General features: G+C 38.8%; 26 protein-coding genes. 18 read left to right on the forward strand and 8 right to left on the reverse strand.

Annotation, left to right across the window (positions count from 1 at the left end; genetic code table 11):
- The first annotated feature begins 9 nt into the window (after nt 1–9).
- The 7 genes from HU823_RS10480 to HU823_RS10510 all read left to right on the forward strand — a co-directional run bounded on the left by HU823_RS10480 (nt 10) and on the right by HU823_RS10510 (nt 9,541).
- A complete protein-coding gene (locus tag HU823_RS10480) occupies nt 10–1,227 on the forward strand; it encodes a metallophosphoesterase family protein (protein ID WP_197222030.1) in 1,218 nt (405 codons plus the stop codon).
- 8 nt (nt 1,228–1,235) lie between these two features.
- Nucleotides 1,236–4,091: an ATP-binding protein gene (locus HU823_RS10485; RefSeq protein ID WP_197222031.1), complete on the forward strand. Its 2,856-nt coding sequence runs from the start codon at nt 1,236–1,238 to the stop codon at nt 4,089–4,091.
- A gap of 20 nt (nt 4,092–4,111) precedes the next feature.
- On the forward strand, nt 4,112–4,789 hold the full coding sequence (locus HU823_RS10490; protein WP_144702893.1) for a response regulator transcription factor: 678 nt from the start codon (nt 4,112–4,114) through the stop codon (nt 4,787–4,789).
- Nucleotides 4,786–6,150 carry a HAMP domain-containing sensor histidine kinase gene (locus HU823_RS10495; protein WP_197222032.1) on the forward strand — a complete coding sequence of 455 codons (1,365 nt, stop codon included), beginning with the start codon at nt 4,786–4,788 and terminating at the stop codon, nt 6,148–6,150. Before HU823_RS10490 ends, HU823_RS10495 begins: the two co-directional genes overlap by 4 nt.
- Before the next feature lie 103 nt (nt 6,151–6,253).
- Entirely contained in the window at nt 6,254–7,213 is a 960-nt protein-coding gene (gene yhaM, locus HU823_RS10500; RefSeq protein WP_137790544.1) for a 3'-5' exoribonuclease YhaM, read from the forward strand.
- A gap of 617 nt (nt 7,214–7,830) precedes the next feature.
- A complete protein-coding gene (locus tag HU823_RS10505; RefSeq protein WP_197222033.1) occupies nt 7,831–9,141 on the forward strand; it encodes an MDR family MFS transporter in 1,311 nt (436 codons plus the stop codon).
- A gap of 61 nt (nt 9,142–9,202) precedes the next feature.
- Nucleotides 9,203–9,541, forward strand: a complete 339-nt coding sequence (locus tag HU823_RS10510) for a sporulation YhaL family protein (protein ID WP_231607413.1) — start codon at nt 9,203–9,205, stop codon at nt 9,539–9,541.
- Between the two features lie 286 nt (nt 9,542–9,827).
- Here HU823_RS10510 and HU823_RS10515 read toward each other — a convergent pair whose 3' ends face one another.
- On the reverse strand, nt 9,828–10,721 hold the full coding sequence (locus tag HU823_RS10515; protein ID WP_144702881.1) for a peptidylprolyl isomerase: 894 nt from the start codon (nt 10,719–10,721) through the stop codon (nt 9,828–9,830).
- A gap of 232 nt (nt 10,722–10,953) precedes the next feature.
- On the opposite strand from HU823_RS10515, the gene HU823_RS10520 reads away from it, so the two are divergent.
- Nucleotides 10,954–11,046, forward strand: a complete 93-nt coding sequence (locus tag HU823_RS10520; RefSeq protein ID WP_269148791.1) for a YjcZ family sporulation protein — start codon at nt 10,954–10,956, stop codon at nt 11,044–11,046.
- A gap of 101 nt (nt 11,047–11,147) precedes the next feature.
- A complete protein-coding gene (locus tag HU823_RS10525; RefSeq protein ID WP_082861266.1) occupies nt 11,148–11,243 on the forward strand; it encodes a YjcZ family sporulation protein in 96 nt (31 codons plus the stop codon).
- A 173-nt stretch (nt 11,244–11,416) separates the two neighbouring features.
- Here the strand turns inward: HU823_RS10525 and HU823_RS10530 are convergent, their stop codons facing one another.
- Nucleotides 11,417–11,596 (reverse strand): hypothetical protein, encoded by a 180-nt coding sequence (locus HU823_RS10530; RefSeq protein WP_066391378.1) that lies wholly within the window; start codon nt 11,594–11,596, stop codon nt 11,417–11,419.
- A gap of 100 nt (nt 11,597–11,696) precedes the next feature.
- On the opposite strand from HU823_RS10530, the gene HU823_RS10535 reads away from it, so the two are divergent.
- Nucleotides 11,697–12,275, forward strand: a complete 579-nt coding sequence (locus tag HU823_RS10535) for a YpmS family protein (RefSeq protein WP_197222034.1) — start codon at nt 11,697–11,699, stop codon at nt 12,273–12,275.
- A 133-nt stretch (nt 12,276–12,408) separates the two neighbouring features.
- Nucleotides 12,409–12,750 (forward strand): DUF1878 family protein, encoded by a 342-nt coding sequence (locus tag HU823_RS10540; RefSeq protein WP_137790539.1) that lies wholly within the window; start codon nt 12,409–12,411, stop codon nt 12,748–12,750.
- On the opposite strand, the gene HU823_RS10545 is transcribed toward HU823_RS10540, so the two are convergent.
- Nucleotides 12,741–13,322 carry an HTH-type transcriptional regulator Hpr gene (locus HU823_RS10545; protein WP_066391382.1) on the reverse strand — a complete coding sequence of 194 codons (582 nt, stop codon included), beginning with the start codon at nt 13,320–13,322 and terminating at the stop codon, nt 12,741–12,743. The two genes, HU823_RS10540 and HU823_RS10545, sit on opposite strands and share 10 nt — an antisense overlap.
- 212 nt (nt 13,323–13,534) lie before the next feature.
- A complete protein-coding gene (locus HU823_RS10550; RefSeq protein ID WP_186320597.1) occupies nt 13,535–13,816 on the reverse strand; it encodes a YtxH domain-containing protein in 282 nt (93 codons plus the stop codon).
- 361 nt (nt 13,817–14,177) lie between these two features.
- Here HU823_RS10550 and HU823_RS10555 point away from each other — a divergent pair, with 361 nt between their 5' ends.
- On the forward strand, nt 14,178–14,603 hold the full coding sequence (locus tag HU823_RS10555) for a YkvA family protein (RefSeq protein WP_197222035.1): 426 nt from the start codon (nt 14,178–14,180) through the stop codon (nt 14,601–14,603).
- A 32-nt stretch (nt 14,604–14,635) separates the two neighbouring features.
- On the opposite strand, the gene HU823_RS10560 is transcribed toward HU823_RS10555, so the two are convergent.
- From HU823_RS10560 to HU823_RS10570, 3 genes are all read right to left on the reverse strand, one after another.
- Nucleotides 14,636–15,157: a tryptophan transporter gene (locus tag HU823_RS10560; RefSeq protein WP_197222036.1), complete on the reverse strand. Its 522-nt coding sequence runs from the start codon at nt 15,155–15,157 to the stop codon at nt 14,636–14,638.
- Nucleotides 15,158–15,274: 117 nt separating this feature from the next.
- A complete protein-coding gene (gene serC / locus HU823_RS10565; RefSeq protein ID WP_197222037.1) occupies nt 15,275–16,354 on the reverse strand; it encodes a phosphoserine transaminase in 1,080 nt (359 codons plus the stop codon).
- Between the two features lie 299 nt (nt 16,355–16,653).
- Nucleotides 16,654–17,082: an HIT family protein gene (locus tag HU823_RS10570; RefSeq protein ID WP_305069402.1), complete on the reverse strand. Its 429-nt coding sequence runs from the start codon at nt 17,080–17,082 to the stop codon at nt 16,654–16,656.
- Nucleotides 17,083–17,910: 828 nt separating this feature from the next.
- Between HU823_RS10570 and HU823_RS10575 the strand changes: the two genes are divergently transcribed.
- The 5 genes from HU823_RS10575 (at nt 17,911) to HU823_RS10595 (ending at nt 22,774) form a co-directional block, all read left to right on the forward strand.
- Nucleotides 17,911–18,447, forward strand: coding sequence for a PCYCGC motif-containing (lipo)protein (locus HU823_RS10575; RefSeq protein ID WP_370630059.1), 537 nt, complete (start codon nt 17,911–17,913; stop codon nt 18,445–18,447).
- Between the two features lie 63 nt (nt 18,448–18,510).
- Nucleotides 18,511–19,254 (forward strand): ABC transporter ATP-binding protein, encoded by a 744-nt coding sequence (locus HU823_RS10580; protein ID WP_191754776.1) that lies wholly within the window; start codon nt 18,511–18,513, stop codon nt 19,252–19,254.
- Entirely contained in the window at nt 19,251–20,468 is a 1,218-nt protein-coding gene (locus tag HU823_RS10585) for an ABC transporter permease (protein ID WP_197222039.1), read from the forward strand. The genes HU823_RS10580 and HU823_RS10585 overlap by 4 nt, the downstream gene beginning before the upstream one ends.
- Nucleotides 20,469–20,559: 91 nt before the next feature.
- Nucleotides 20,560–21,930, forward strand: coding sequence for an FAD-binding oxidoreductase (locus tag HU823_RS10590; protein ID WP_197222040.1), 1,371 nt, complete (start codon nt 20,560–20,562; stop codon nt 21,928–21,930).
- A 73-nt stretch (nt 21,931–22,003) separates the two neighbouring features.
- On the forward strand, nt 22,004–22,774 hold the full coding sequence (locus HU823_RS10595) for an EcsC family protein (RefSeq protein ID WP_144703770.1): 771 nt from the start codon (nt 22,004–22,006) through the stop codon (nt 22,772–22,774).
- A gap of 27 nt (nt 22,775–22,801) precedes the next feature.
- Here HU823_RS10595 and HU823_RS10600 read toward each other — a convergent pair whose 3' ends face one another.
- Nucleotides 22,802–23,233: a ferritin-like domain-containing protein gene (locus HU823_RS10600; protein WP_066391396.1), complete on the reverse strand. Its 432-nt coding sequence runs from the start codon at nt 23,231–23,233 to the stop codon at nt 22,802–22,804.
- A 215-nt stretch (nt 23,234–23,448) separates the two neighbouring features.
- On the opposite strand from HU823_RS10600, the gene HU823_RS10605 reads away from it, so the two are divergent.
- Nucleotides 23,449–23,766, forward strand: coding sequence for a DUF3243 domain-containing protein (locus tag HU823_RS10605; RefSeq protein WP_144703767.1), 318 nt, complete (start codon nt 23,449–23,451; stop codon nt 23,764–23,766).
- Nucleotides 23,767–23,931 lie beyond the last annotated feature (165 nt).

The following is a 23,931-nucleotide window of genomic DNA, read 5'->3' on the forward strand; positions in this document are numbered from 1 at the left end:
ATGAGTGAAATGATAAAGTTTTTACATTGTGCAGATCTTCATCTAGATAGTCCGTTCAAAGGACTTTCCTCGTTGCCTGAGAGGCTTTTTCAGCGACTTTTTGATAGCACGTTCGTATCCTTTAAACGGCTTATCGATCTGGCAATCTCAGAAGAAGTAGATTTTGTAATAATTGCAGGTGACCTTTATGACAGTGGGAACCGAAGTTTAAAAGCTCAGTCGTTTTTGAAAAATTGTTTCATGAAATTGAACAGTCACAACATAAACGTATATGTTGTTCATGGCAATCATGATCCGTTAGATGGACAATGGGTAGATCTTGAATGGCCAAGCAATGTGCACTTTTTTGATGGCAGCCACATTCAGACTCTTCATTTTGAAAAACAGGGAAGAGTAGTAGCAGCTCTGCACGGATTTAGTTATGAAACCGCAGCGGTCACAGATGATCGAACATTACACTATCCAGAAAAAAGAGATGATCTTTATCATATCGGTATTTTGCATGGACAGGCTGATGGTTATAGCGGACACAGCAGATATGCACCATTTTTATTAACAGAGCTTCTAAAAAAAGGCTACGATTATTGGGCACTCGGCCACATTCATAAACGAATCGATCTAAATCTCGAACCACCCGTTCGTTATTCAGGGAATATACAAGGCAGACATAGTGGAGAACTAGGTGAAAAAGGTGGTTACATCGTTACATTAAACCATAATGAAGTAAAAAGTCAGTTTTACTCCACGTCTGAAATCGATTGGCAGGAATGCCGAGTTGATTTAACAGAGGTTGATAGTCTGCAAGAAGTGATCTTTTTGTGCGAAAAAAAGATCAGCACTTATCTGCAACAAAATAAAGGTGTACTCCTCGTCTTAAAGTTGACGGGTCAGACACAGCTTTATCATGAGCTTTTGGATGGAACATTCATAGAAGATCTAGAAGAAATCTTGCGTGAAGAAGATTATGACTCTTCTTTTGTAAATGTTGTTGCGATCAAGAATGTAACAAGTCCATCTCTTCAAGAGGAACAGTCCATGAAACAGTCAGCCTTTTTTCAAGATCTACAGAGTATTTTAGAGGATGACACAGAATTGCAAATAGCGATCTCAGAGTTATCTACACACAGAACAGCTAGAAAATACATAGAGTTGAACGAACAAGATTGGGAAGATATTAAACAACAAGCAGAACAATTGTTATTATCTGAACTTCATAAAAACAGGTAGGTGAAAAGATGAAACTCGTTACCCTACATATCTATCATTTCGGTGGATTAAAGGATTGTAAAATTTCCTTCGAAAATAAAGGGCTGCAGATTCTTTACGGAGAAAACGAAGCCGGAAAAACTACTTTGATGGACTTTATTAAATGTATGTTCTACGGTTTTCCTACAAAAAGTCAAAATCAACGCCGCTATGAACCGAAAGACGGAAACAGAATGGGTGGTAAGATTACCATTCATCATCAGGTACACGGAACATGGACGATTGAAAGAGTTGCACGTTCAACTGTAACCGGTGATCTCAGGCTTTATGATGACAGCGGTCAACAGAAAGAAGAGACATTTTTGCTACAATTGTTGGACGGAATGGAACAATCTTTGTATACGGGTGCTTTTTGCTTTGGACTAGATGGATTACAAAAATTAGACAAGTTATCATCGGAAGAACTTGGAAACTTTTTATTAAGCACCGCGATCTCAGGTGACCGTGATCTATTAGACATCGAACAAACCTTTGAAAAGAAACAAGCCCTCTTATTTAAAAAGGCAGGTAAAAAACCAATCATTAATGAAAGATTAGAACAGCTATCATCTGCAGCAAAATCCCTGCAACTCTTAAAAGAAAAAAATGAGAGTTATCAAGCGTTAATGAACGAGAAAGATGGCCATGAAAAGGATCTAGAAGTAATTAAACAAATACTAACAGAGCTTCAAACCGAACTTCTCTCAAACAAGAGGCTGCTCGAATTAAAGCCCGTATTACAAAGGTACAAGCAGCTTGATGTCGAGATTCGCTCTTTTGATTCTGAATCATATTCTTTTCCAGAGAACGGTCTTCAACAATATGAGGAGTTACGAAAAGAATTGTCACGCTTGAAAAATGACTTTACTTACGTTGATAGCCGTATTCAAGATGCTGAAGGTGAGCTCGGATCCATCATAAGTAATGAAAATATCATACAGTATGAAACAGAGATTAAACGTTTGTTTAACTTATTTCCTGAATATGAACATCTTTTCAACCAGCTTCAAGAGCTACAACGCCACATTCAGTCGTTAAGAAAAGAGGAAAGAGAGCTTTATGATGAAATCGGTGAAGCCTGGTCTGGAAAAGAACTCAAGGAACTTTCACTGTCTTTATCATCGCTTCATTTTCTTGAAGATTTAATCAGGCAGAATGAGCAGATTCAAGATAAAAAAAGTAGGTTAGAAGACGAGCTCGAGGATTCTAGAGTGAAGTTGGAGCGATTAGAAACGGAAGAAGCAAAACATAAGAAGAAACTTCTTTCTGAAGAAGAATATGCAAAGTATCAGCACTCCAATCATAAAGAAACTCGAAAGATTCCTGTTTACACAACACTATTACCCATTCTTTCTTCCCTCTTACTCGTATGGTCGGGCTGGGTTTCAAACCATCCTCCTGTCATGCTTGGAGGAGTGCTGCTACTGATTACAGCTCTAGTACTAAGTTTTCTGTATTTAAAGAGGAATCAGTCTGGTGACGAGATGCCAAAACACGTACATCAGCGATTGTTAGAAGATGAGGTTCATAGGAAACAATGGCTTGAGCTCTCATTACAACTTTCTAATGAAAACAACATTTATGTACAGCTTGCTAAACGTCTGGATTATTTAGAGGTGGAAGAAGCATCTGTCTGGGACCATGCGAAACGATGGGCGTCTGATCAAGGATACAGTGGGAAGTTGGATCGTCTTTTTGTTTCAGGTTATATGAAACGAGTGCTTCAGCTTAAAGAGTTATTAAGACAGCGAAATGATGCAGAGAATAAAGTGCAGGATATAGAATTTAAGCAAAGCAGTTATGAGAAGAAGGCTTCCTCACTATCGCTTGCATTAGGTGAAGAACTTCAGGAAGATACGAAAAGCTGGATCAACTCTTGTTATGCAGAATTAGAGAAGCAACTTAAAAATCAGTCGAGAGCAGATCACATACAGCAAAACAAAAAAGAACTCATCGAGCGGAAGAATGAGCTTCAGAAAAAGGTTTCATTTATAGATATTCAAATCCGCAGTCTATGGGATGCAGCTAAAGTTAGCAACGAAGCGGACTTTTATGTAAAAGGTAAGAACAAGGAACGGTTCGGCAAGCTAAAAGAAGAACGTGAAACGCTTTATAATCAATTTATATCGTTAGGATTTTCAAATGATGAAATCGTAGTGATGGCAGAAAAAGTAACGGTGAATTATGAAACAACCCTTCATCAACTTTCAATCTTGGAAGAACAGGTGCAAGAAAAGCAAAAACGGTACGACGAGAAGGTAGAAGCTAAAGGGAAATTGGATTGGGAATTAACGAAACTGCTTGAAGATGGCAGTTACTCAGAGAACCTGCATCGATATGAGATGCTTAAAGAAGAATGGAACACGCTAGTGAAGAAGTGGGCAAGCTTACGTCTGGCACAGCATGCACTTTCAAAAGTGAAGGAAGATTATCAAAAAACAAAGCTGCCAGCGGTTTTAGAGACTTCGAGTGTTTATTTTAGTAAAATAACAGAAAGTGAATATCAATCTATCACATTCACAGATAATAATGAATTAATGGTTTTAAATGGGGATGGCTTAGGTTTTTATCCGCATGAGTTAAGTCGAGGTACTGCTGAACAGGTGTATTTGGCTATCCGATTAGCAGTAGCTTATCATGCCGGACCAAGAGACTTCCCGATTTTAATGGATGATATTGCGGTTAACTTTGATGGGTTAAGGACAAAGCGAACATTACAACTGATACAAGAAACGGCGTTTGATCGGCAGGTGTTATTCTTTACCTGTCATAAACATATTGCATCTACGGTTTCGGCAGTCCCTGTCATACATTGGCCACATCAATCTGTTATCGCTGAAATGTAACCAAAGGAGGGGAATGGCTCATGTCAAATGAGTATTCCATTTACTTAGTAGAGGATGAACAAGATCTTGCTCAAGTGCTGAAAGCCTATATGGAAAAAGAAGGCTGGAGCGTTTCGGTTTTTCACAATGGAGAAGATGCTTTGAAAAGTGCGGAAGAAAACAAACCGCACCTTTGGATATTAGATATTATGCTGCCAGGTATGGATGGCTATGAAATTATTAAAGAGATCAAGAAAGCTTCAGACATCCCTGTTATTTTTGTTTCTGCGAGAGACCAAGACTTGGATCGAATCGTTGGACTTGAGCTGGGCAGTGATGATTATTTAGCAAAGCCTTTCATGCCAAGAGAGCTCGTTATTCGCGTAAGAAAACTGTTAACAAGAATCTATGAAACCGGTAACCGCTTGCCACAAACGATTGAAATTACAGGATATATGATCGATCCAATCTCAAGAAAGATCACACGTGATGGTGAGATGATCAATCTTACAGGAAAAGAGATCGATGTTCTTCTTTATTTGATTGAGAATAAAGGGAAGTCTCGTAAGCGAGAAGAGATTCTAGAATATGTGTGGGGAGACGATTATTTCGGATCTGAACGTGCTGTGGATGATGTCATCAGACGCGTTCGTAAGAAGATGCCTCGATTGAACTTAGAGACCGTTTACGGAGCTGGTTATAGGATCATACCGTCATGATACGCTTAAATCTAACTCAGCGGATATGGCTTTCATTCGGTCTGCTGATATTTACGATTGGTCTCTTAACCGCGATCATCTATCCGCTTTCCATTAAAGACACGCTGACTGAAGAAACGTATCGAATCATTGAGAACGAACAGCAGAATGTCTGGGATCCCAATAATCAGCTTCCTAGAGAAGGGGAGTCTCCAACTGATTTTATTGAGAGAAGGAATGCAGCTCGTGATGTTGGACATGTTGTGATTGTTGACAAGTATGCCAACTCACAAGGTGACCCTGTACCTGAAGAAGTTCTTTATGAGATGGCTGAAAAAGCATACAACCAAAAGAAGAATAAAGGTCGTTACGAGTTAACGTACGAAGATGCGACCTTGTTCTATGCAATCACAACAAAGACGAACGTAAAAGGCGAAAAGGTATACTTAATCTCTTATATGTGGGATACGTATCGCGATCAAATGGTCAACAGATTATGGCTAAGACTCGTACTGATCTTATTGTTCACAGGCATATTCTCAATCATTCCTGCGATTTGGTTAGCGCGGTATTTACGATCGCCACTCACCATCTTAGGAAAGCGGTTCGAACAGATTGCTAAACGCAACTGGCAAGAGCCGTTTCATTGGAAGGGTGATGATGAATTCTATATTCTTTCCAAGCAGTTTGAAGAGATGCGTCAAAACTTGTTAAGACATGACCATGCACAAAAAACGTTTATTCAGCACGCTTCTCATGAATTAAAGACACCGATTATGACGATTAAGAGTTACGCTCAGTCTGTCAAAGATGGCATCATGCCGAAAGATACAACGGAAGATATGATGGACGTGATCTTAAAAGAAACGGAAAGAATGGAAAAGCGTGTTCAAAACATGCTGTACTATACAAAGCTTGATGCTTTGAAACTTGATGTACTAACAAAAGAGAACTTTAACTTTGGTGACCTAGCAGAAGATATTGTTGAACGCTTCAGATATCAGCGTGAAGATATCGATTTTGAGATTACAGGTAATCATTACAATCTGAACGGCGATAAAGAACAATGGGGTATCCTCCTTGATAATTTAGTTCAAAACGCATTGCGTTATGCACATAAGACGATTCGACTCTCTGCTTTTAATAACGGATCTGAATTTGTTATTGAAGTGTTTAATGATGGAGAACGTCTTACTGGTGTGACTGGGGAAGAGATTTTCCAGCCGTTCCGTAAAGGAAATAAAGGTCAGTTTGGGCTGGGCCTTGCTATCGTAAAACGAATTGCGGAATTGCATGGAGGAAGAGTTGTCGCGGAAAATAGAGCAGAAGGTGTAGCTTTTCAGATTAAAATTCCGATTACTAACCTTAAAAGAAAAAGGTAGAAGAGAATCATTCACTAGTTGTAATTTTTACAGCTAGAGTGTTACGACAAGTAGTTAAATAGACGGATATGCTATACTAAAGCAAAGAAAGGCGGGGTGAAAGATGAAAAAAGGACTTGCGTTTTATAAGGTAGGAGAGGTCGTAGATGGTTTCTTTCTTATCAAATCATCTGTAAAAGGGACGGCAAGTAATGGTAAACCATTCTTGACGCTGATCCTTCAAGATCAAACAGGTGATGTTGAGGCAAAACTATGGGATAGTTCACCAGAAGACGAAGAGCTCTACGCAGCTCAAGCTATCGTAAAACTAGCTGGTGAGATGGGGAACTACAGAGGAAAAATGCAGTTAAAGCTTAAAGCCATTCGCCCTGCAACGGAACTAGATGGTGTTAAGGTTAGTGATTTCCTAGAAACAGCTCCATTATCTCAAGACGCGATGGTAGAGACGATCACCAAATACATATTTGAGATGAAGAATCCAAATATCCAACGAATCACAAGACACTTATTAAAGAAACATCAAGCTGAATTTCTAGAATACCCTGCTGCGGTTAAGAACCACCATGAGTTTGTATCTGGTCTTGCTTTTCATGTTGTATCCATGCTGGATATGGCTAAAGCGTTCAGTAAGCTCTATCCGTCTCTAGATACGGATCTTCTTTATTCTGGAATCATCCTGCATGACCTTGGAAAAGTCATCGAGTTGTCAGGACCAGTTGCTGCGTCTTACACACTCGAAGGAAAGCTGCTCGGTCACATTACAATCATGGTGAACGAGATCGGAAAGGCGGCAGATGAGTTAGAGATCGAAGGAGAAGAAGTAACCGTTCTTCAGCATCTAGTTTTAAGTCACCACAGTAAACCTGAGTGGGGAAGCCCTAAAGCGCCGTTGATTCGTGAAGCAGAGATCCTTCATATGATCGATAATTTTGATGCTAGAATGAATATGATGGACCGCGCACTCGAAAAGGTACAGCCTGGAGAATTTACAGATAAGCAGTTCGCTCTAGAAAATCGATCGTTATATAAACCGTTGTTCCAAGGGGAATTTGCGAAAAATTAAGGCCCTATTATAAAGGCAGTGTTGTAGTGTTTTTTGCTATTAATCGTTTTTATTGTCTTCTTTTATAGTTGATTGTAGTGGAAGGTGTGAGACTCCTGCGGGACAGGCGGGCAGGTGAGACACTTAAAAGTGAAACGTACGAATGTGGCTCACCGCCTGCCCCGCGGAAAGCGAACAACCTGAAACGGAAATCAACAACTGACAAGGACAACGAAGCACCAATATTAATAAATTAACCCATTGTGTAAAAATGGGAGTTATGGTAAATTTGGAATTGGAAGTTAAGAAACGAAATTTTAGGAGGCAATGACTCATGGTTAGCATTGTTCAAGGTAAGGTAAGAAAGCAAGCTAAATAACGTCTAGTCCCATTTGGGAAGGCTTATTTTGCTATGCGATTCTACCTGCTTTTGAGCAATCTCTCCATGTGTCATCCCGAGCCTTTTTAACGAAAAGCTTATGGTATGCACATGTGACTGTGTATACTCATAGGCTTTTTTCTATGCTCTCATTGGAAAAATTGCTGTATTCACGGCTTGCTTATGAAGGTGACTGCTCAAAAGTTGGATCAGATAAATCAACAGTGTCGGAAATAACAAAAAGGAAGAAGTGGACAGCATGAGATGGAAAGATTGGGATGCTAATTTAAAGGTTCGTTTAATTGGAGAGTTTTTTGTAAATCTATTGTTTTGGATGTTCTTCCCGTTTATGGCGATTTACTTTTCAGATGAAATGGGAAAAACAACAGCTGGTATTTTATTAGTCCTGTCACAAGTTGTCGGCGTCATCACAAACCTTGTAGGTGGCTATTGTGCGGATAAATATGGACGAAAGAAGATGATGGTAATCTCGGCTTGGGGCCAGGCAGCAACGTTTATATTTTTCTGTCTTGCTAACTCACCGTGGATGGATTCACCGATCTTAACGTTTATTGCGTTTTCAGCGTTAGGACTGTTTGGTTCTCTATATTGGCCAGCTAGTCACGCGATGATCGCAGACGTTGTAGAAGAAAAGCATAGAAGTGAAGTTTTTGCAGTGTTTTACACATCGATCAATATATCGGTGGTCTTTGGTCCTGTATTAGGAAGTATCTTCTTTTTCTCTTACCGTTTTGAATTATTGCTAGCATGTTTGCTCGTAAGCGTTGTGTTAGCCGTCGTGTTAGCAAAATACATTCGTGAAACGGTTCCGGTAAAGAAAGAAGTATTAGAACAAGTAGGGACTGATAAGAATTGGTTCCAGGCGATCGGCGAACAGTTGAAAGACTATCGAGTGATCGCGAGTGATAAATTATTCTTGTTATTTATCTTAGCAGGTATTCTTGTAGCTCAGACCTTCATGCAAATGGATCTACTCCTAGCTGTTTATACAACGGAAAAAGTACCAGAACAATCGCTTTTTGCAATTGGCAATTGGGATATTTCGTTAACGGGTGAAAAGGTTTTTGGTTATCTGATCTCGCTTAACGGATTGATGGTAGCGTTATGTACAGTTTGGATGGCTAAATGGATGAATCGATTCAAAGAAGGCAGGGTATTTATTCTTTCTGCACTTCTATATGGTGTGTCGATGCTAGTGTTTGGAAGTACGACGATGATGTGGATCCTTTTTGGTGCGATGGTCATCTTTACAACGGCTGAACTGATGGTAGTTGGGATCCAAGAAAGCTTTATTTCTAAGCTAGCGCCCGAAAACATGAGAGGGCAGTACTTTGCTGCAGCGGGTCTGCGCTTTACAATCGGACGTACGATCGCACCGATCTCTATTCCATTAACGATGTGGATTGGTTTTGAAAATACGTTCTACCTTCTGTTTGTATTAGCAGTAATGAGTGCAGGACTCTATTACTTGATGTTCCGTGCGTTTGACAAAAAAATGGAGTCCAACAAAAAGGAAAAAGAATCTAAAGCTGAACCTGCACTTTCATGACATAACTTTTAATTTTCCCTCATAGACTGGATTAAAAGCTTGTCTAATAAGGGGGAGTTAAATGATGAAAGGATACGCTGCTTTATTTTTCGGTGCCATACTCATAGCTGCCTTTGTGTTAAAAGAATATTCAGCTGGAGTGGGCAACTTCTTTACTATGACTCCATGGTGGATGTATTTTGTGCTTTGCGGCATTATCTATAGTGGTTATCGGATCGTTACATTGTTCCAAGAAGATCGTGAAATCGAGCAAAGAGTGATTGAAGAAGAAGGCAGAGTATACATGGAGCGTATCGAGAGAGCAAAGGCTCAGGAATCCGCTGAAGATGATGATGCAGAGGATTTAGTCGCAGCAGCAGGGGATGAAGATCATTATCATGATGACTCAAATCGTCTGTAGAATTAAGGAAAAGACCTGCTAAGAGCAGGTCTTTTGATTGTTCTGTCTTTCTAGGGTAGATATGTTCGAGTGATATTATCATTTTATATGATGATACGCCTTTTTTATGTGATGACGTGTATTTTTTATGTGATTCACCATGATTTTTATGTGATTCGCCACAATTTTTATGTGATCTGTAACTTCTGTGGCTATTGCATCCAATTTTGATGCCCCATAGCTTTCTATATAAATACAAAACAAAAACCAGACCCCATCAAAGGTCTGGTTTTCATATATCATGCCATTATTGTTGAGGCATTTGTGGCATTTGAGGTTGTTCAGCTTTCTTTTCCATCTTTTCTTTTAATTCTTTATCTTTTACTTTAACATCCGCTTTTTTCTTCAGGCTTTCTAAGATCTCAGTGATAGGCTTCGCTTTTTGTTGCTTAAGCTCTTGTTCGATCTGTTCTTTCTTGTCTTCGAACTTGTTTTCACGCTTGTCCGTTACTTTAATGATGTGGTAACCATAATCAGATTTAACCAGTTCACTTGTTTTTCCTTTTTCAAGGGTAAAAGCAACTTTATCGAATTCAGGAACCATTGCGCCTTTACCGAAGAAGCCAAGGTCTCCACCTTTTGATTTTGAACCAGGGTCTTTAGAATATTCTTCTGCTAATTTAGCAAAGTCTCCGCCTTCGTTTAATTTCTTTTGAACTTCTTTAGCCGTCTTCTCATCTTCTACAAGAATGTGGCTCGCTTTAACTTCTGTTTTGTATTTTTCTTCGAATGTTTTTTTCATTTCATCCTCAGAAACTTTAACACCTTCTGTTGCTGCTTTTTCATTTAAAAGCATAGACTTGATGCGTTCTTTTAGCTGTTTTTCATCAGATAAGCCGTTTTGTTCAAGTGCTTGTTTGAAAGCATCCTCGCCACCAAGCTCTTCTTTGATCTTATCTGTTTCTTTTTCAATCTCTTTGTCTGTTACTTTATATTTATCTTCAAGCACCATTTCGTCGATCATTTGATTAAGAACTTGATCCCCGTACTGTTCCTTCATCTTATTGTAGAATTGCTCTTTCGTGATATCTCCTGCTTTAGATTCTACGATGGCTTCTGAATCAGCACCACCAGCATTATTACAAGCGGATAATGAAATTAGTCCCGCTGTGAGTCCAATTGATAACATCCATTTTTTCATTTTCAAACACTCCTACTGTGAAGTAATAATTTAACAACTCTTACTATAGCATAAACGTTATGGGTATTCCTATTCAATAAATGAAATATGAGAAAATTTACACATTATAAATCCAGTATTTTCGGGTATTCTATACGATTTTAATAAAAAAATTTTAAAAACCGGGTCATTCGTCTAATCACAATAGGGCGTATCACTATATGATATGGAGAAAGAAAAGGGAGGTATGATGATGGGTTATGGTTACGGTCATGGGGGAGGATTAGCACTAATCTTAGTTCTTTTTATCCTTCTCATCATTATTGGAGCTTGTTACTGCTATTGATGGTGAATAGAAATTTAAATTAATTTAAAGGGCGAATGCCTATGCGTGAATTACGGGTCATGCATAGGATAGTGTACAGAATATCAAAGGAGGTGGCTTTCATGGGTTACGGTGGATACGGGCATGGAAAAGGCTTCGCATTGATTGTTGTGTTGTTTATTCTTTTGATTATCGTAGGTGCTGCATGTTTCTGCTAAAATAAATGACGGCTAAGCAGGACCTTTTCTTACGAAGGGGGACTGATCAGGCTTGACGTTTATAAGCAGTTTCGTTAATGTGTGTTTTACTACTCTTGATCAAAAGGTGCAGCATGTGTATGGTACGGTTACTCAAGGGGGAATGCAATTTAGGTTCCCCCTTTTTATATTTTCTATAGAACGTTTGAAACATAGGATGAAATGAGCAGAATGGTAATAGAAACGTTGATCGTACGATAAACCGAGTCTTGCTGTTTTGAGGACAAGTTCTTTTTGTCACATAACTTGTGAGTGAGTGAGTTAAAAACGAATAAAAAGATTGGTGCCAAAAAAACGAAGATATAGCCTGCCATATGAAAACCTCCAACATGAACTACTTGTTTAACTTTACCAAAATATGTGGAATATGAATAGGAAAATAACTTCTAAGAGATGAGAGAGGGAGAGAAATTTATGAATAAATGGAAAACGGCATTTTTTACACTATTGCTTCTATTTTTAATTGTACCGATCGCCATAGCCGTTATGCTTTTTAGTGACCCTGCTGGTGGCCGTTTAGATCGTAGTTCACTAGATACAGATATTCGAGACAATCAAAAACTCTTAAGCATACATACAGAAAAGGAACAGGTGGAAGATCTGTTAAATAAAGAGCTCCGCAAAAAAGCGCCAGATGTGAACGTATACGTTAATTTGCGTAGTGATGAAGCCGTGCTTAACGGATCATTTATCGCGTTTGATCAAGAGCTTCCTTATCAGGTTACCTTTGAGCCTGAGGTTCTTGAAAACGGTGATCTTTTATTGAAGGAAAAGGATATGCAAGTAGGACGTTTCCCACTACCCGGTGACGAGGTGTTTACATTGATTAAAAAGACCGTCCAGTTTCCTGAATGGGTAGATGTCTATCCGAAAGATGAGAGCATTTTGATGAGAGTGACCGAAATGCCAACAAAGAAAGGCTATGCGGTGAAAGCGGAAGAATTCGATCTAAAGAAGAACTCTATTAAATTCGGAGTCTATACGAATAACTAGAAAAAAGCGCTTCTACCCGAGCACGTTAGGGAAGGAGCGCTTTATTTATTCTTCCTCAATTATTCATACCCAAATGGAGAAAGTTGGATTATAATTATTATAGACAGACAATGACTAGAAAGCAGGGTTTTGTATGGAGACGGTGGAAGAACGACTTGAACGACTAGAATTTTATAATCAGCTAACGATTGAGAGTGTCGATCTTACAGCGTATCCATTTTTTAGACTGGTCATGGAAAAAAAGCTCACCGAGCAGGAAGTGAATAAGGTCTTCCTTCTTTGCGATGAGCTTCAACGAAAATATGAAATGCAGAGTGAAGAAGGCTTTGTACATTACACACCGCTATTGTTGCATTTTGCAGGCATGTTAACGCCAAAGCTTTCCCCAAGAGAAACGATTACTGCTTTGCTTCAACAAGAAAAGTATATTTCTTTGATGGAGAAGCTTTATGAGTTATCTGTACGTTACGAATGAGAAGAGGCAATTTCTTCAGCTGCTATCACAGGTGATGCAGGCTGATCATCTAATGATGCTTCGATCTTTTCTTCGAGTTTGTTGAAAATCGACATAAAGTCATCGCCATATAGATTGCGGATGATCGACATCAATTCAGGAAACTCTGGGAACCTTCCAAATAACTCTTTAATCGGCATAGAAGCACTGAAAACACCAAACTTTGAAGGATCGTACGTGTTCAATGTTTGAAGTAAAAGCTCTTCACCTTTAGGTGTTAGACAAATATATGTATTTCGCTTATCATCTTCTTTTTTAGAAAATGTTAGATAGCCTTGTTCTTCAAGCTTTTTTGAAAAGTTAAAAGCAGTGGATACGTGCATAACGCCAAACTTTGCAATATCAGAGATTGATGCACCCTCAAGATGATGAGCAATCCATAGAATATGGTGTTCATTAATGTTTAAACCATAATCCTTAATCCAATTTTGCCAGTCTTTTTCTACACTTTTCCATAATGCTTTACTAATCTGTGAAAGTTTGTGACTATAGATCATGGCTTCTTGAAAACTATATAATTGATCTTTGTTCATTTTTAAAATGCCCCTCCATCTTATAAAACACATCCTATTCCTCATTATGCCAGTATTTCCTATAATAAGAAAGTAAAATTTTTCAATTTTTCCTTATTTTTTAGTAAAATAGTTATATAACTTTTAGCTGATATGGTGTTGATGTAAGTGTTCTTACTCGTTCGGAAGTATAGATAAAAAAAATTCTCCAAAAAGGGAGAATTTTTTTGGGATTATTTAATTTCTTGCTCCATTTCTTCAGGAGCTTCTTCAATTGTAGAGGCAGCAGTTTCTTGTAGAGCCTCTTCTTTTTCTTTGTTAGCAAATCTGATCTTTGCTCTAAGCTGAATGCCATCACGTTTGATGCTGGAGAACGTCGATTTCATTTTATCCATATTCACTTTAAGATCTTGTCTTACTTCTTTACCTGCTTTTGGTGTAGAAAGCAGAGTAGCTGCTGCAGTAACCACCGTTCCTAATGCGAAACCTACTACCATGGATTTTTGTTTAGACATCTTATAATTCCTCCTCATTCTTTTATTATCTAATGAATTCGTGAATTTCTCTTATATTCCTATGAAAAATAATGACGAATATAAAAATATTTCCCGATAGATTTCGTCATGTTTGGACATGCAAGATTAAGCTATTATAGAACGGTCGAAATTTGAAACCGTTGATACAATAGGAATGTTAGAAGGAAATAGTGACGAAGTACGTTGGTTTCAAAAAATGTCATACTTGTCTAAAACAGAAGATATTTGACTGACTTTGGAGAATGATAATATAAAATAAATGAAAAGGAAAAAAAGTTTCACAATTGACGAAGATGTTTAAAAGAGGGTATACATAATAAAAAGAATGGAGGGATATGGGTTGAAACAAAACACAATCGGCAACTACTTTAATAAAATGAAGGAAAAAGCGAATGCTGTGCTCGAAAGTTCTACTCAAACGGGTGAGCTCATTACAGAAGCTGAGAAAAAAAGTTCACAACCAGATAAACAAGGTTTAAGTAACCTAGGCTCTCAAGTAAAAGCGTTAGTTCGAATGGTAAAGTCATATAAAAGAGGCGACTATCGTGATGTCTCGAAAAAATCTTTACTATTAGTGGTCGCAGGACTTCTGTATTTTGTTAGTCCAATTGATGCAGTGCCTGATTTTTTGATTGGAGCAGGACTATTGGATGATGCAACTGTCCTAGCTTTTATTTTTTCAACGTTATCAACTGAGATAGCAGCTTTTCAGACGTGGGAAGAAGAAAAAGAAGAAGAGGATAAATACATAAAGCCAACTCCATAGGAGCTGGCTTTTTATTTGGAAATTATCATTATTTAATTAGCAGTTAAGTTTGAACGCTTAGATAGTCGATCTGCGATCGGGTAGATAAAAAACATGATCAAGCCGCTAACAACGCTTGTTGGAACAACGATCATTCCAATGAAGCTAAGTAATGTACCAGGTAATCCCGCTACGAGCATGGCGACCATGAGGAATAATGTACCGCTGATAATCGTTCCGACTACTGTTAAAAGAACAGCGCTTATCGCATTTACTTTTACTTTTTTAGCAAGTAAGAACAACGCCAAAAAGATAAAAGCTGTTATAGGTTTTTCAACGATATTGGCGATCTGTCCGCCGGCCATACCAGTTGTTAGTGCAGAAATGACTCCAGCTGCCATACTTGCAATGATCACGTTTTGTTTAGTAGGTGATAGCATTATGGCTAAAAACATCATCACGAGTAATAAGTCTGGTTTCATTCCAAAAAATAATGGGGGTACAACAGTGTGAAACACATACCCTAATGCAATCAGTACAGATGTTAAAGCTAATGATTTAGTATTCGTATTCATTTTCTCATCTCTCCTCAGCTACTCTTAGCCTAATTTCTTTCCAATAGTGCCCTCTTGGCCTAATGCGAAAGTACCCTTATGTTAACAGATGCACGTACAACTGAAAAGGTTTGTGAACTACTTTCCGTATTTTTCCTGAAAATGTCTCATGAACTGTGCAAGGCTATCACACGATTCTTGAGGTACAGCATTATAGATAGAAGCTCTGAAACCCCCGACCGACCGGTGTCCTTTTAGCCCATATATTCCGTTTTCTTCGCTCTCTTTAATAAACAGCTTTTCCAGTTCGTCATTTAAAAGAGTGAAAGTAACATTCATGTTCGAACGTGATTCAGTTGTAGCATACCCGTTGTAGAACCCATTGCTTTTATCAATCGTATCGTAGATGACTCCAGCTTTATTATGATTTCTCTTTTCCATTTCAATGACACCACCACACTTTTCTACCCACCCTAGTACAAGGTTTAGCAAGTAGATGGAGTAAACAGGAGGCGTGTTGTAAAGAGAATTATTTTTTGCATGAACCGAATACGACAAGATGGATGGAACAGATTTATTTTCCTGTAGCAGATTCTTACGTACGATAACGGCGGTTACACCCGAAGGTCCAAGGTTTTTTTGAGCACCGGCATAGATTAATCCATAATCTTCAACAGATAGGGGTCTGCTCATAATATCGCTCGACATATCCGCTATAAGATTTGGATGAGTGAAGGCATGTAGGTCTGACCATTGTGTGCCATAGATCGTGTTATTGGAAGTAATATGAAGATAGGCGTCATTTTCGCTAGAAACATAGTTCATCTCTGGAAGGGTGCGATAGTCCGAGTCCTTACCTGTAATGACTGCCTCACACGTTCCGATTTTCTGAGCTTCTTTATAAGCTTTTTCAGACCATGCCCCAGTGAGTACGTATTTTGCAGTCTTACCACCTTGAATAAAATTCATTGGAATCATGGCAAACTGTAGACTTGCTCCGCCTTGTAAGAACAATACTTCATGTGTATCTGGTATATTGAGCAAACGTTTCATGCGTGTTTTCGCTTGATTATGGATGCCTTCATATTCTGAACCCCTGTGGCTATGCTCCATAATATTTAATCCAGTACCTAAGAAGTCATCCCACTCTTCCTTTGCTTGCTGCATAACCTCTTTTGGCAATGTTGTGGGTCCGGCTTGAAAATAGATGCGTGTCATCGTTCTCCTCCTCATCAAAAATGTAAAACTGCTTTTGTTAAAAAATGATTGCATTCAAAAATTTTTAGAACTACTTCTTGGAAAAAGTTGATTGGAGTGCAAGGTGCGAGACTCCTGGGGGATGAGCGGGACAGGTGAGACACCTAAGAGCGATGCGACAAGGTGGCTCACCGCACGCCCCCCGGAAAGCAAGCATCCTGTAACGGAGATCAACTACTTTCAAGAGCAACAAAGATTGTGCAAAAAAGAATATGAAAAAACTGCCCCAGTTTAAAAAAAGGCAGTTTTAATATGTAACGTTAGTTTTTAACGTTTTCTTTAATATTTTGAGCGATTTTGCTCATTTCATCTGCAGGGGTATCCTGTGTTTTCCAGACTGCTCCAAATCCGTCACCTTGTCCGTAGCGTGGAATGAAGTGCATATGGTAATGAAAAACAGATTGTCCAGCTGCTTCACCGTTGTTGTTTAAGATGTTCAGACCGATCGGGTTAAACGTTTGTTTAATTCCAGAGGCAATTTTAGGCACGACAGAATAAAGCTTCGCTGCTGTTTCTGCAGGCAGTTCAAAAATATCTGTGGAGTGCTCTTTAGGAATAATCAGCGTATGTCCTTTTGTTACCTGACTGATGTCTAAGAAGGCTAGAACGTTTTCGTCTTCGTACACTTTGTAGGATGGAATTTCTCCCGCAACAATTTTACAAAAAATGCAGTTTGAATCGTGGGACAAGTGGCTCACCTCATTTTTTTTACTTATCATATCACACATGATCAACCTAAAAAATAAGGTATTCTTTTTATCTTATCAAAAGGCTCTTTTCTATACGATAGTTGCTTGTGAATGTTTTTTATTTTCTTCATTGACAGGTTGATTGGAGTGGAAGGTGCGTGCCTACCACCTGAAATGCATCTCGCAAGGCATGCGACGAGGAAGCTTACTCCGCTAGCATTAACTTGTAGACGCAGGAGTAAGGAGCATGAAGGCGGGCATTTCAAAAAGTGGAAGTGGCTCGTTCAGCCCCGACATGCAAAAGGTGAATGGGCTATGAAGGCGCACTTTGCTCATCACAGACCGTTCAACTTTTGACCTTGAGGGGCTAGCCACTGCAACTAGGCAGCTGAGACACTTAAGAGTGAAACGTACGAATGTGGCTGAGCGTCTGCCCATGGAAAGCGAGCAGCCTGTAACGGAAATCAACACTTCCAAAAGCAGGTAATAAAAAAGAAGGGTCCTATTCAAAAATAGAACCCTTCTTCTTATAGAGGTTAGAGAAGAAAGGAGAACACGAAAACAAAACAATACGATTTTTTAGCCATGCACCTCAATGTTAAGAATTTGTAATTGCTCAAGCACTAAATAGTCCAAGAGAACCATCTCCTTAAAGAAAAGCATATCTGAAAAAATCTAATACCTTGCATCTTTCTCCTTGAAGAAGGGGGGATACCTTCTTCTCTTATATCTTGTCCAGGAAGTCTTATAAGTTATACATATAAAATTGGTAAAGGAAACGTGAATTGAGCTATTATAAGGAAAGAATGACAAAAAGGAGGACTCTCCGTGAAAAAAAGACAACTTATTTTTACAATGACACTCGGTGTTAGTTTCCTCATCTCAGGGTGCGGGAATAAATCAGAAGATGAGCATAAAAATCACCAAGAGGAGTCAAGCGCTAAACAGGAAGCTTCTCATGAAGGACATGAGAATCATCTGCCGAACGGTGATATTCAAGAACTTACTGCTTCAATGGATGTATTGCCAGGATTTCTAGAAAAGCAACCTGATGAGATCGCTGCCATTTATGCGGAAGTTCCGAAATATAAAGAACTGCTAGAATCAATGCCTTGTTTTTGTGGCTGTGGTGAATCGGCAGGTCATAAAGACAATTATGATTGCTTTGTTTCAGAAAACAAAGAAGATGGAAAAATCGTATGGGATGATCATGGTACAAAGTGCGGTACATGTTTAGAGATCGCAGCGATCAGCATGAGTGCTTCTGCTGATGGAAAAACACCGGTGGAAATTAGAAACATGATCGATGAGAAATACAAAGAAGGATATGCAGAGCCAACTCCGACACCGATGCCTGCCTCATAAGGTGTAAAACGAGAAAAATGGCAAACAATAATGAAAATGCTGGATTGCAGAAGGAGGTACTATATGAAACCAATCCTTGAAGTTACAGATCTAACAGGAGGGTATCTTCCCAATCAGCCTGTTATTCATCACTTAGATTTCACGGTGAAAGAAAATGAGATAGTAGGCTTGATCGGATTGAATGGAGCCGGTAAAAGTACAACCATCAAGCATGTGTTAGGTCTCATGGAACCCATGTCAGGCACTTCTAAAATCGATGGACAGACGTTCAGGGAAGAACCAGAAAATTATCGAAGTCAATTTACTTACATACCTGAGATGCCGATTCTCTATGAAGAATTAACGTTATGGGAACATCTAGAGCTAACAGCAATGGCATATGGACTAGAAGAACAAACCTTTTTAACTCGTGTACGCCCATTACTAGAAGAGTTTCGAATGGATAATAAGATCAAGTGGTTTCCAAGTCAGTTCTCAAAAGGGATGAAGCAAAAAGTAATGATCCTTTGTGCACTATTGGTCGAACCTAAGCTATATATCGTGGATGAACCGTTCGTGGGTCTTGATCCATTAGGTATTCAATCATTTCTAGAATATATGGTTAAATTTAGAAACAACGGCGCTGGCGTACTGATGTCTACTCACATTTTGTCTACGGCAGAAAGATATTGCGATCGCTTTTTGATCATGCATGAAGGAAGGCTGGTCCTAAGCGGAACTTTAGAGGAACTACGCGTAAGAAGCGGGCTGGAGAATGCGACGTTAGATGAGATCTATCTCTATGTAGCAAGAGGTAAAGTCACATGATCGATGTAAAAAAATTATGGACAAAACGACGCAATGCACACGTTACCCAAACGCTTAAATATTTTAGTTTAATGGCAAACAGCGGACTTATTGTTTCCTTAATTTTGCTCATCGTGATCGGAAGTGTATATTATGCTAAGCTTCTGCAAGCACTTCCTGAAAATTTTCCGGCCGTTTTTATTTTAACGATCGTTTTTTCATTCTGGTTGACTAAAAGTCCAATCCGTACATTGTTAAAAGAAGGAGATCTCGTATTTTTACTTCCTGTAGAATCAGGAATGAAACAATATTTCTTAAAAGCAATCTCCTCTGCAACAGCTACTGGAGCTTTTTTAACGCTATTTATATTTACGCTGTTATGGCCGATTGTTCAATTCTTTATCCATGATGGATGGAAGATGTATGTCACGTTTGGATTCTTTCTGATCGCAGCCAAAGTATTTAATATTTATGTATCATGGGAAGAAAGACGATTACCCTATAAGAGTCATCAAACGAACTATAAGATCATGAGGTTCATTGTAAACTTTGTATATGCCTATTTGCTCTTTAATGAAGCGTACATATTCTTAATCGCTATTTTTGCGATTATGTATGTCTTAAAGAATTTTGTTTTCGGGGTCTTTAAGAAACAGCATGGCTATCAGTGGGAAATGTTATTAGCCGAAGAACAGTCTTTAAAGATGAAAGGTTACCGATTCGTCAATTACTTTACAGATGTCCCGGCTTTAAAGCAGACCGTTCATAAGCGACCATGGTTAAACAGCTTAGCCAGTTTTTCTTTTAAAAAGAAGAATGCACTTTCTGCTCTATACATGAAGACATTTGTCCGTTCAGGCGATTACCTAGGCTTATATGTAAGACTGATCTTAATCGGCTTTCTGTTTATTTATTTAATTCCTGCAGGGTGGTGGCAGTTGATTGTCGTGTTCTTGTTCTTTCAAATGTTTGCGCTACAATTATTTACACTTTACACCCAGTATAGATGGAATGTTGTATTCATGATCTATCCGATCAAACAAGATACAAGAGTAAAAGCCTTTCAAAATTGGCTGAGATACTTGCTGATCATACAAGGGGGATTTTATGGCCTCTTTTATGGATTACTCTCAGGAGACTGGATGATCGCGATCCTAATGCCTGTGGGAGCAATTCTATACAGTATATTACGACTGCCTAGTATGACAAAAAAACACATTACGTTGACTTCCTAGCTCTTTCTTAGCTGGGAAGTTTTTTATATACAGATTTTCGGCATCTTTCATAGCTTATGCCTATAAGTTTTATGGAAGGGAGCTGGGCTTCATGAATACTTATGGACTAACAGGGAGGATTGTAACACCAGAAAGTCCTGATTATGATCTAGCAAGAGAAGAGTTCAATACTCGTTTTAACTTATTTCCTTTGATTATCAATTTTTGTGAAACTGCTAAAGACGTTTCAAACGCAATACGTTGGGCAAGAAAGAAGAAGGTTAAGTTTCGGATTCGAACAGGAAGGCATAGTTATGAAGCTTATTCATCATTAGATGGAGGTTTAGTGATAGACATAAGCGAGTTGAATGAAGTAAGAGTGGACCGGAAATCAAAAACGGCCATACTTGGTGCTGGGGCATTGCTTTTTCCATTATATGAAAAATTGTATGAAGAAGGTTTCACGATTCCAGGAGGTACATGTCCATCAGTAGGACTTTCTGGTCTGACACTTGGTGGTGGATGGGGGATGTTAACCCGGCCTTATGGAATGCTGATCGACCAGCTTCTGGAGCTGGAGATGGTTGATGCAAATGGAAATATCATCATAGCAAATAAGCATGAGAACGCGGACTTATTCTGGGCATCAAGAGGCGGTGGTGGAGGGAACTTTGGTGTAGTCACATCATTTCGTTTTCAAATTGTTCCCGTAGATGACGTTGCCATCTTTAAAATTACATGGGACTTTAAAGGGTTTGAAAAAGTGGTGGATGCGTGGCAAAAATGGGCTCCTTATACAGACGTAAGATTGACAGCCATTATTGATCTCCTAACGAAAGACATTGGTGAGTTACGTTCATTAGGAGAATTTCTTGGCAGTACGGATGAGCTGGAAAAGTTGCTGGAGCCTCTTTTGATCGCCTTTCCACCAAAAGTAGTTGAAGTTAAGAAAGTACCTTATATTGAAGCGGTTAAGATATTTGGAGGAATGATGCCAGGGATGATGGAGTATGCTGTTAACCATGGTGATCCTGATGCGCATCCATTTAAGAATACAGGTGCGTTTGCGAAAAGGCAGCTACCGATTAGTGCGATAAAAAAACTCAAAGAATTCCTATCAAACTCACCTAGTATTGAGAACAAAGTGCAGCTGCAAGCTCTAGCTGGAAATGCTTCTTGTATAAGTCCAACTGAAACGGCTTATGTTCATAGAGAAGCATTGTTCAGTTTGTTATACATTACGAAATGGCAGAATGAGAGTGAGGCAAACATAAATACACGCTGGGTAGAAAGTCTAAGAAATTCTCTACTTCCTTATGCGGATGGAGCTTATGTGAATTTTCATGATAATTGTATTAAGGACTGGTTAGAACAATGTTACTTCGTGAACCTTCCTCGCTTAATTGAAGTGAAAACAAAATACGATCCAAAAAATGTGTTTACGTTCCCACTAGGAATTCCGACTGCAAATATGATTGTGTAGATCTCATAACGTGAGGGCGAAAATATTGAAACGAAAGACTAACAAAAATCGTATAGAAGAAGGGAGGTAGATGATGAACACTTATGAAGAACAAGTAGTAGAAGAGCTTAAAAAATGGGAAACGGAAATGTGTAAAAGGCCCTCACTATGGAATAAGACAACAAAATCTCTTCAAATAAAAATCAATGAAAAAATTCCGCAAAAAGTGCATGATGTTATGACATCAAGTATGAAACATATGATTAAAGCGACTCTGATCGGTTCTGAATATACGACTAAAAAAACGATTAAGTTTACTGCAGATCTACGAGAGCGGGATTTTAAATTTGAAGATCGGCTATCCTTCTATAAAAAAACAGCAGCAATTGAGGGAGCAGGAACAGGTGCTGGAGGCATTTTGCTAGGTATTGCAGATCTTCCATTATTGTTAGGAATAAAAATGAAATTTTTGTTCGAAGCAGCTAGTATTTATGGGTTGGATGTTAAAGACTACAAAGAGAGAATCTTTATTCTGCATGTATTTCGTCTAGCTTTTTCTGATCCGCACAAGCGAGAAGAGGCATATCAAAGGGTAATCTCATGGAAAGAGACCATTCAAGAATTTCCGGAGTCTCCTGAATCGATCAACCAAATGAATTGGCAAGAACTGCAGCAGGATTATCGGGATCATATCGATCTCATAAAGATGCTTCAGATGATCCCAGGATTGGGAGCAATTGTTGGGGCTTATGCCAATTATCATTTTCTTGATGATTTAGGTCATGTGGCAAAGAATTGTTTCCGATGGCGTTTGTTAACAGATGAAAAAAAGAAGCGGATTATACAAAACAAGCACCCGCAGTAATCTACGGGTGCTTGTAATATGTGTGATTTAGAATCGGCTGTCGCTTAATAAACGGTCCATTTCCTCTTTGTGCTTCGTCTCATCAGCAATCATATCTTCTAACTGAACGACAAGCTCAGTCAATTTTAAGTTAGATGCTTGCTCTTTACGTTCTTCATAACGTCTGATCGTATCTTCCTCAGCGTTTCGAGCTTCTTCCAACATTTCACGAACACTCTCTACTTGTTTAACTGGTTTTGGTTGAGTAGTCGGTGTACCACCAAGTGTTTTAATCTTTTCTGCTAAATAAAGAGCATGTCCTTGCTCATCAGCAATTTCACTTTGGAAGAAAGGTTTTAGAATCTGACGGTACAAACCAGAAACCGTAGCTGCATTATGGTTGTACATAATGATTGCTGAGTACTCGTTTGCAAGATCCTCATTTAGTCCATCGATTAGTGCTTGTAAGTCTTTTTCCATTTGTATAACCTCCTGAATCTTGTTCTACAGAGATATCCTTCCCCTTTTCCCTTTACCATAAACAAATTTATAGGAAAGACGTACTAAAAAAAACAGGAACTGCAGAATGAGGTTTAAGGATTGGGAAAATCGGTAAAAGACTACTATGCGTGAAACAAATGTTGAACAAAAGTGATACAAAATCTAAGGAGGTAACAAAAATGGATAGCAGACACATGGTTGATGAAGAGCGTAACGTTGACACAAGTAAGGTAGAAGAAACAGCAAGCCGTATGAGTGAGAGCAAAAAAGACGAGATCTTATCAAACTTTGAAGAGTTTAAGAGCTACTTACATGGGAAAGTGCAAATCGGTGAAAAATTGGGCATGAGCGAAGAAACACTTGCAAAAACTGCAGAGAAAGTAGCAGATTACTTAGCTAACCATGAGGAGCCTCGTAACTCAGAAGAGAATCTCTTAAAAGAACTATGGAAAGTTGGAGAGCAAGAAGAGCGTCATAAGCTTGCTCACATGTTAGTTAAGCTTGTTAAATAGAAAACGTTCTAAAGCTGCTCATCTTTGAGCGGCTTTTTTTATTACACATACCGTTATTTGCCGTGTCGCATGGAGTACTGCTATCCAAACTAAAGCAGTGTCCGTTCAAAAATCTTGGAAAACAATAAAGTTTGCTAAAACGTCAATAAATACACCTCAATGACC

Origin of the sequence: Fictibacillus sp. 18YEL24, from assembly GCF_015903855.1 — a bacterium.
GTDB classification, from domain to species: domain Bacteria; phylum Bacillota; class Bacilli; order Bacillales; family Fictibacillaceae; genus Fictibacillus; species Fictibacillus phosphorivorans_C.

Excerpts from the sequence above, each read along its gene's own strand:
- HU823_RS10595 (WP_144703770.1), top strand. The coding sequence starts at position 22,004 with ATGAACACTTATGAAGAACAAGTAGTAGAAGAGCTTAAAAAATGGGAA.
- HU823_RS10600 (WP_066391396.1), bottom strand. The coding sequence starts at position 23,233 with ATGGAAAAAGACTTACAAGCACTAATCGATGGACTAAATGAGGATCTT.
- HU823_RS10585 (WP_197222039.1), top strand. The coding sequence starts at position 19,251 with ATGATCGATGTAAAAAAATTATGGACAAAACGACGCAATGCACACGTT.
- HU823_RS10605 (WP_144703767.1), top strand. The coding sequence starts at position 23,449 with ATGGTTGATGAAGAGCGTAACGTTGACACAAGTAAGGTAGAAGAAACA.
- HU823_RS10505 (WP_197222033.1), top strand. The coding sequence starts at position 7,831 with ATGAGATGGAAAGATTGGGATGCTAATTTAAAGGTTCGTTTAATTGGA.
- HU823_RS10480 (WP_197222030.1), top strand. The coding sequence starts at position 10 with ATGATAAAGTTTTTACATTGTGCAGATCTTCATCTAGATAGTCCGTTC.
- HU823_RS10495 (WP_197222032.1), top strand. The coding sequence starts at position 4,786 with ATGATACGCTTAAATCTAACTCAGCGGATATGGCTTTCATTCGGTCTG.
- HU823_RS10485 (WP_197222031.1), top strand. The coding sequence starts at position 1,236 with ATGAAACTCGTTACCCTACATATCTATCATTTCGGTGGATTAAAGGAT.
- HU823_RS10525 (WP_082861266.1), top strand. The coding sequence starts at position 11,148 with ATGGGTTACGGTGGATACGGGCATGGAAAAGGCTTCGCATTGATTGTT.
- HU823_RS10540 (WP_137790539.1), top strand. The coding sequence starts at position 12,409 with ATGGAGACGGTGGAAGAACGACTTGAACGACTAGAATTTTATAATCAG.
- HU823_RS10515 (WP_144702881.1), bottom strand. The coding sequence starts at position 10,721 with ATGAAAAAATGGATGTTATCAATTGGACTCACAGCGGGACTAATTTCA.
- serC (WP_197222037.1), bottom strand. The coding sequence starts at position 16,354 with ATGACACGCATCTATTTTCAAGCCGGACCCACAACATTGCCAAAAGAG.
- HU823_RS10530 (WP_066391378.1), bottom strand. The coding sequence starts at position 11,596 with ATGGCAGGCTATATCTTCGTTTTTTTGGCACCAATCTTTTTATTCGTT.
- HU823_RS10560 (WP_197222036.1), bottom strand. The coding sequence starts at position 15,157 with ATGAATACGAATACTAAATCATTAGCTTTAACATCTGTACTGATTGCA.
- HU823_RS10550 (WP_186320597.1), bottom strand. The coding sequence starts at position 13,816 with ATGTCTAAACAAAAATCCATGGTAGTAGGTTTCGCATTAGGAACGGTG.
- HU823_RS10490 (WP_144702893.1), top strand. The coding sequence starts at position 4,112 with ATGTCAAATGAGTATTCCATTTACTTAGTAGAGGATGAACAAGATCTT.
- HU823_RS10545 (WP_066391382.1), bottom strand. The coding sequence starts at position 13,322 with ATGAACAAAGATCAATTATATAGTTTTCAAGAAGCCATGATCTATAGT.
- yhaM (WP_137790544.1), top strand. The coding sequence starts at position 6,254 with ATGAAAAAAGGACTTGCGTTTTATAAGGTAGGAGAGGTCGTAGATGGT.
- HU823_RS10520 (WP_269148791.1), top strand. The coding sequence starts at position 10,954 with ATGGGTTATGGTTACGGTCATGGGGGAGGATTAGCACTAATCTTAGTT.
- HU823_RS10510 (WP_231607413.1), top strand. The coding sequence starts at position 9,203 with ATGATGAAAGGATACGCTGCTTTATTTTTCGGTGCCATACTCATAGCT.
- HU823_RS10535 (WP_197222034.1), top strand. The coding sequence starts at position 11,697 with ATGAATAAATGGAAAACGGCATTTTTTACACTATTGCTTCTATTTTTA.
- HU823_RS10580 (WP_191754776.1), top strand. The coding sequence starts at position 18,511 with ATGAAACCAATCCTTGAAGTTACAGATCTAACAGGAGGGTATCTTCCC.
- HU823_RS10590 (WP_197222040.1), top strand. The coding sequence starts at position 20,560 with ATGAATACTTATGGACTAACAGGGAGGATTGTAACACCAGAAAGTCCT.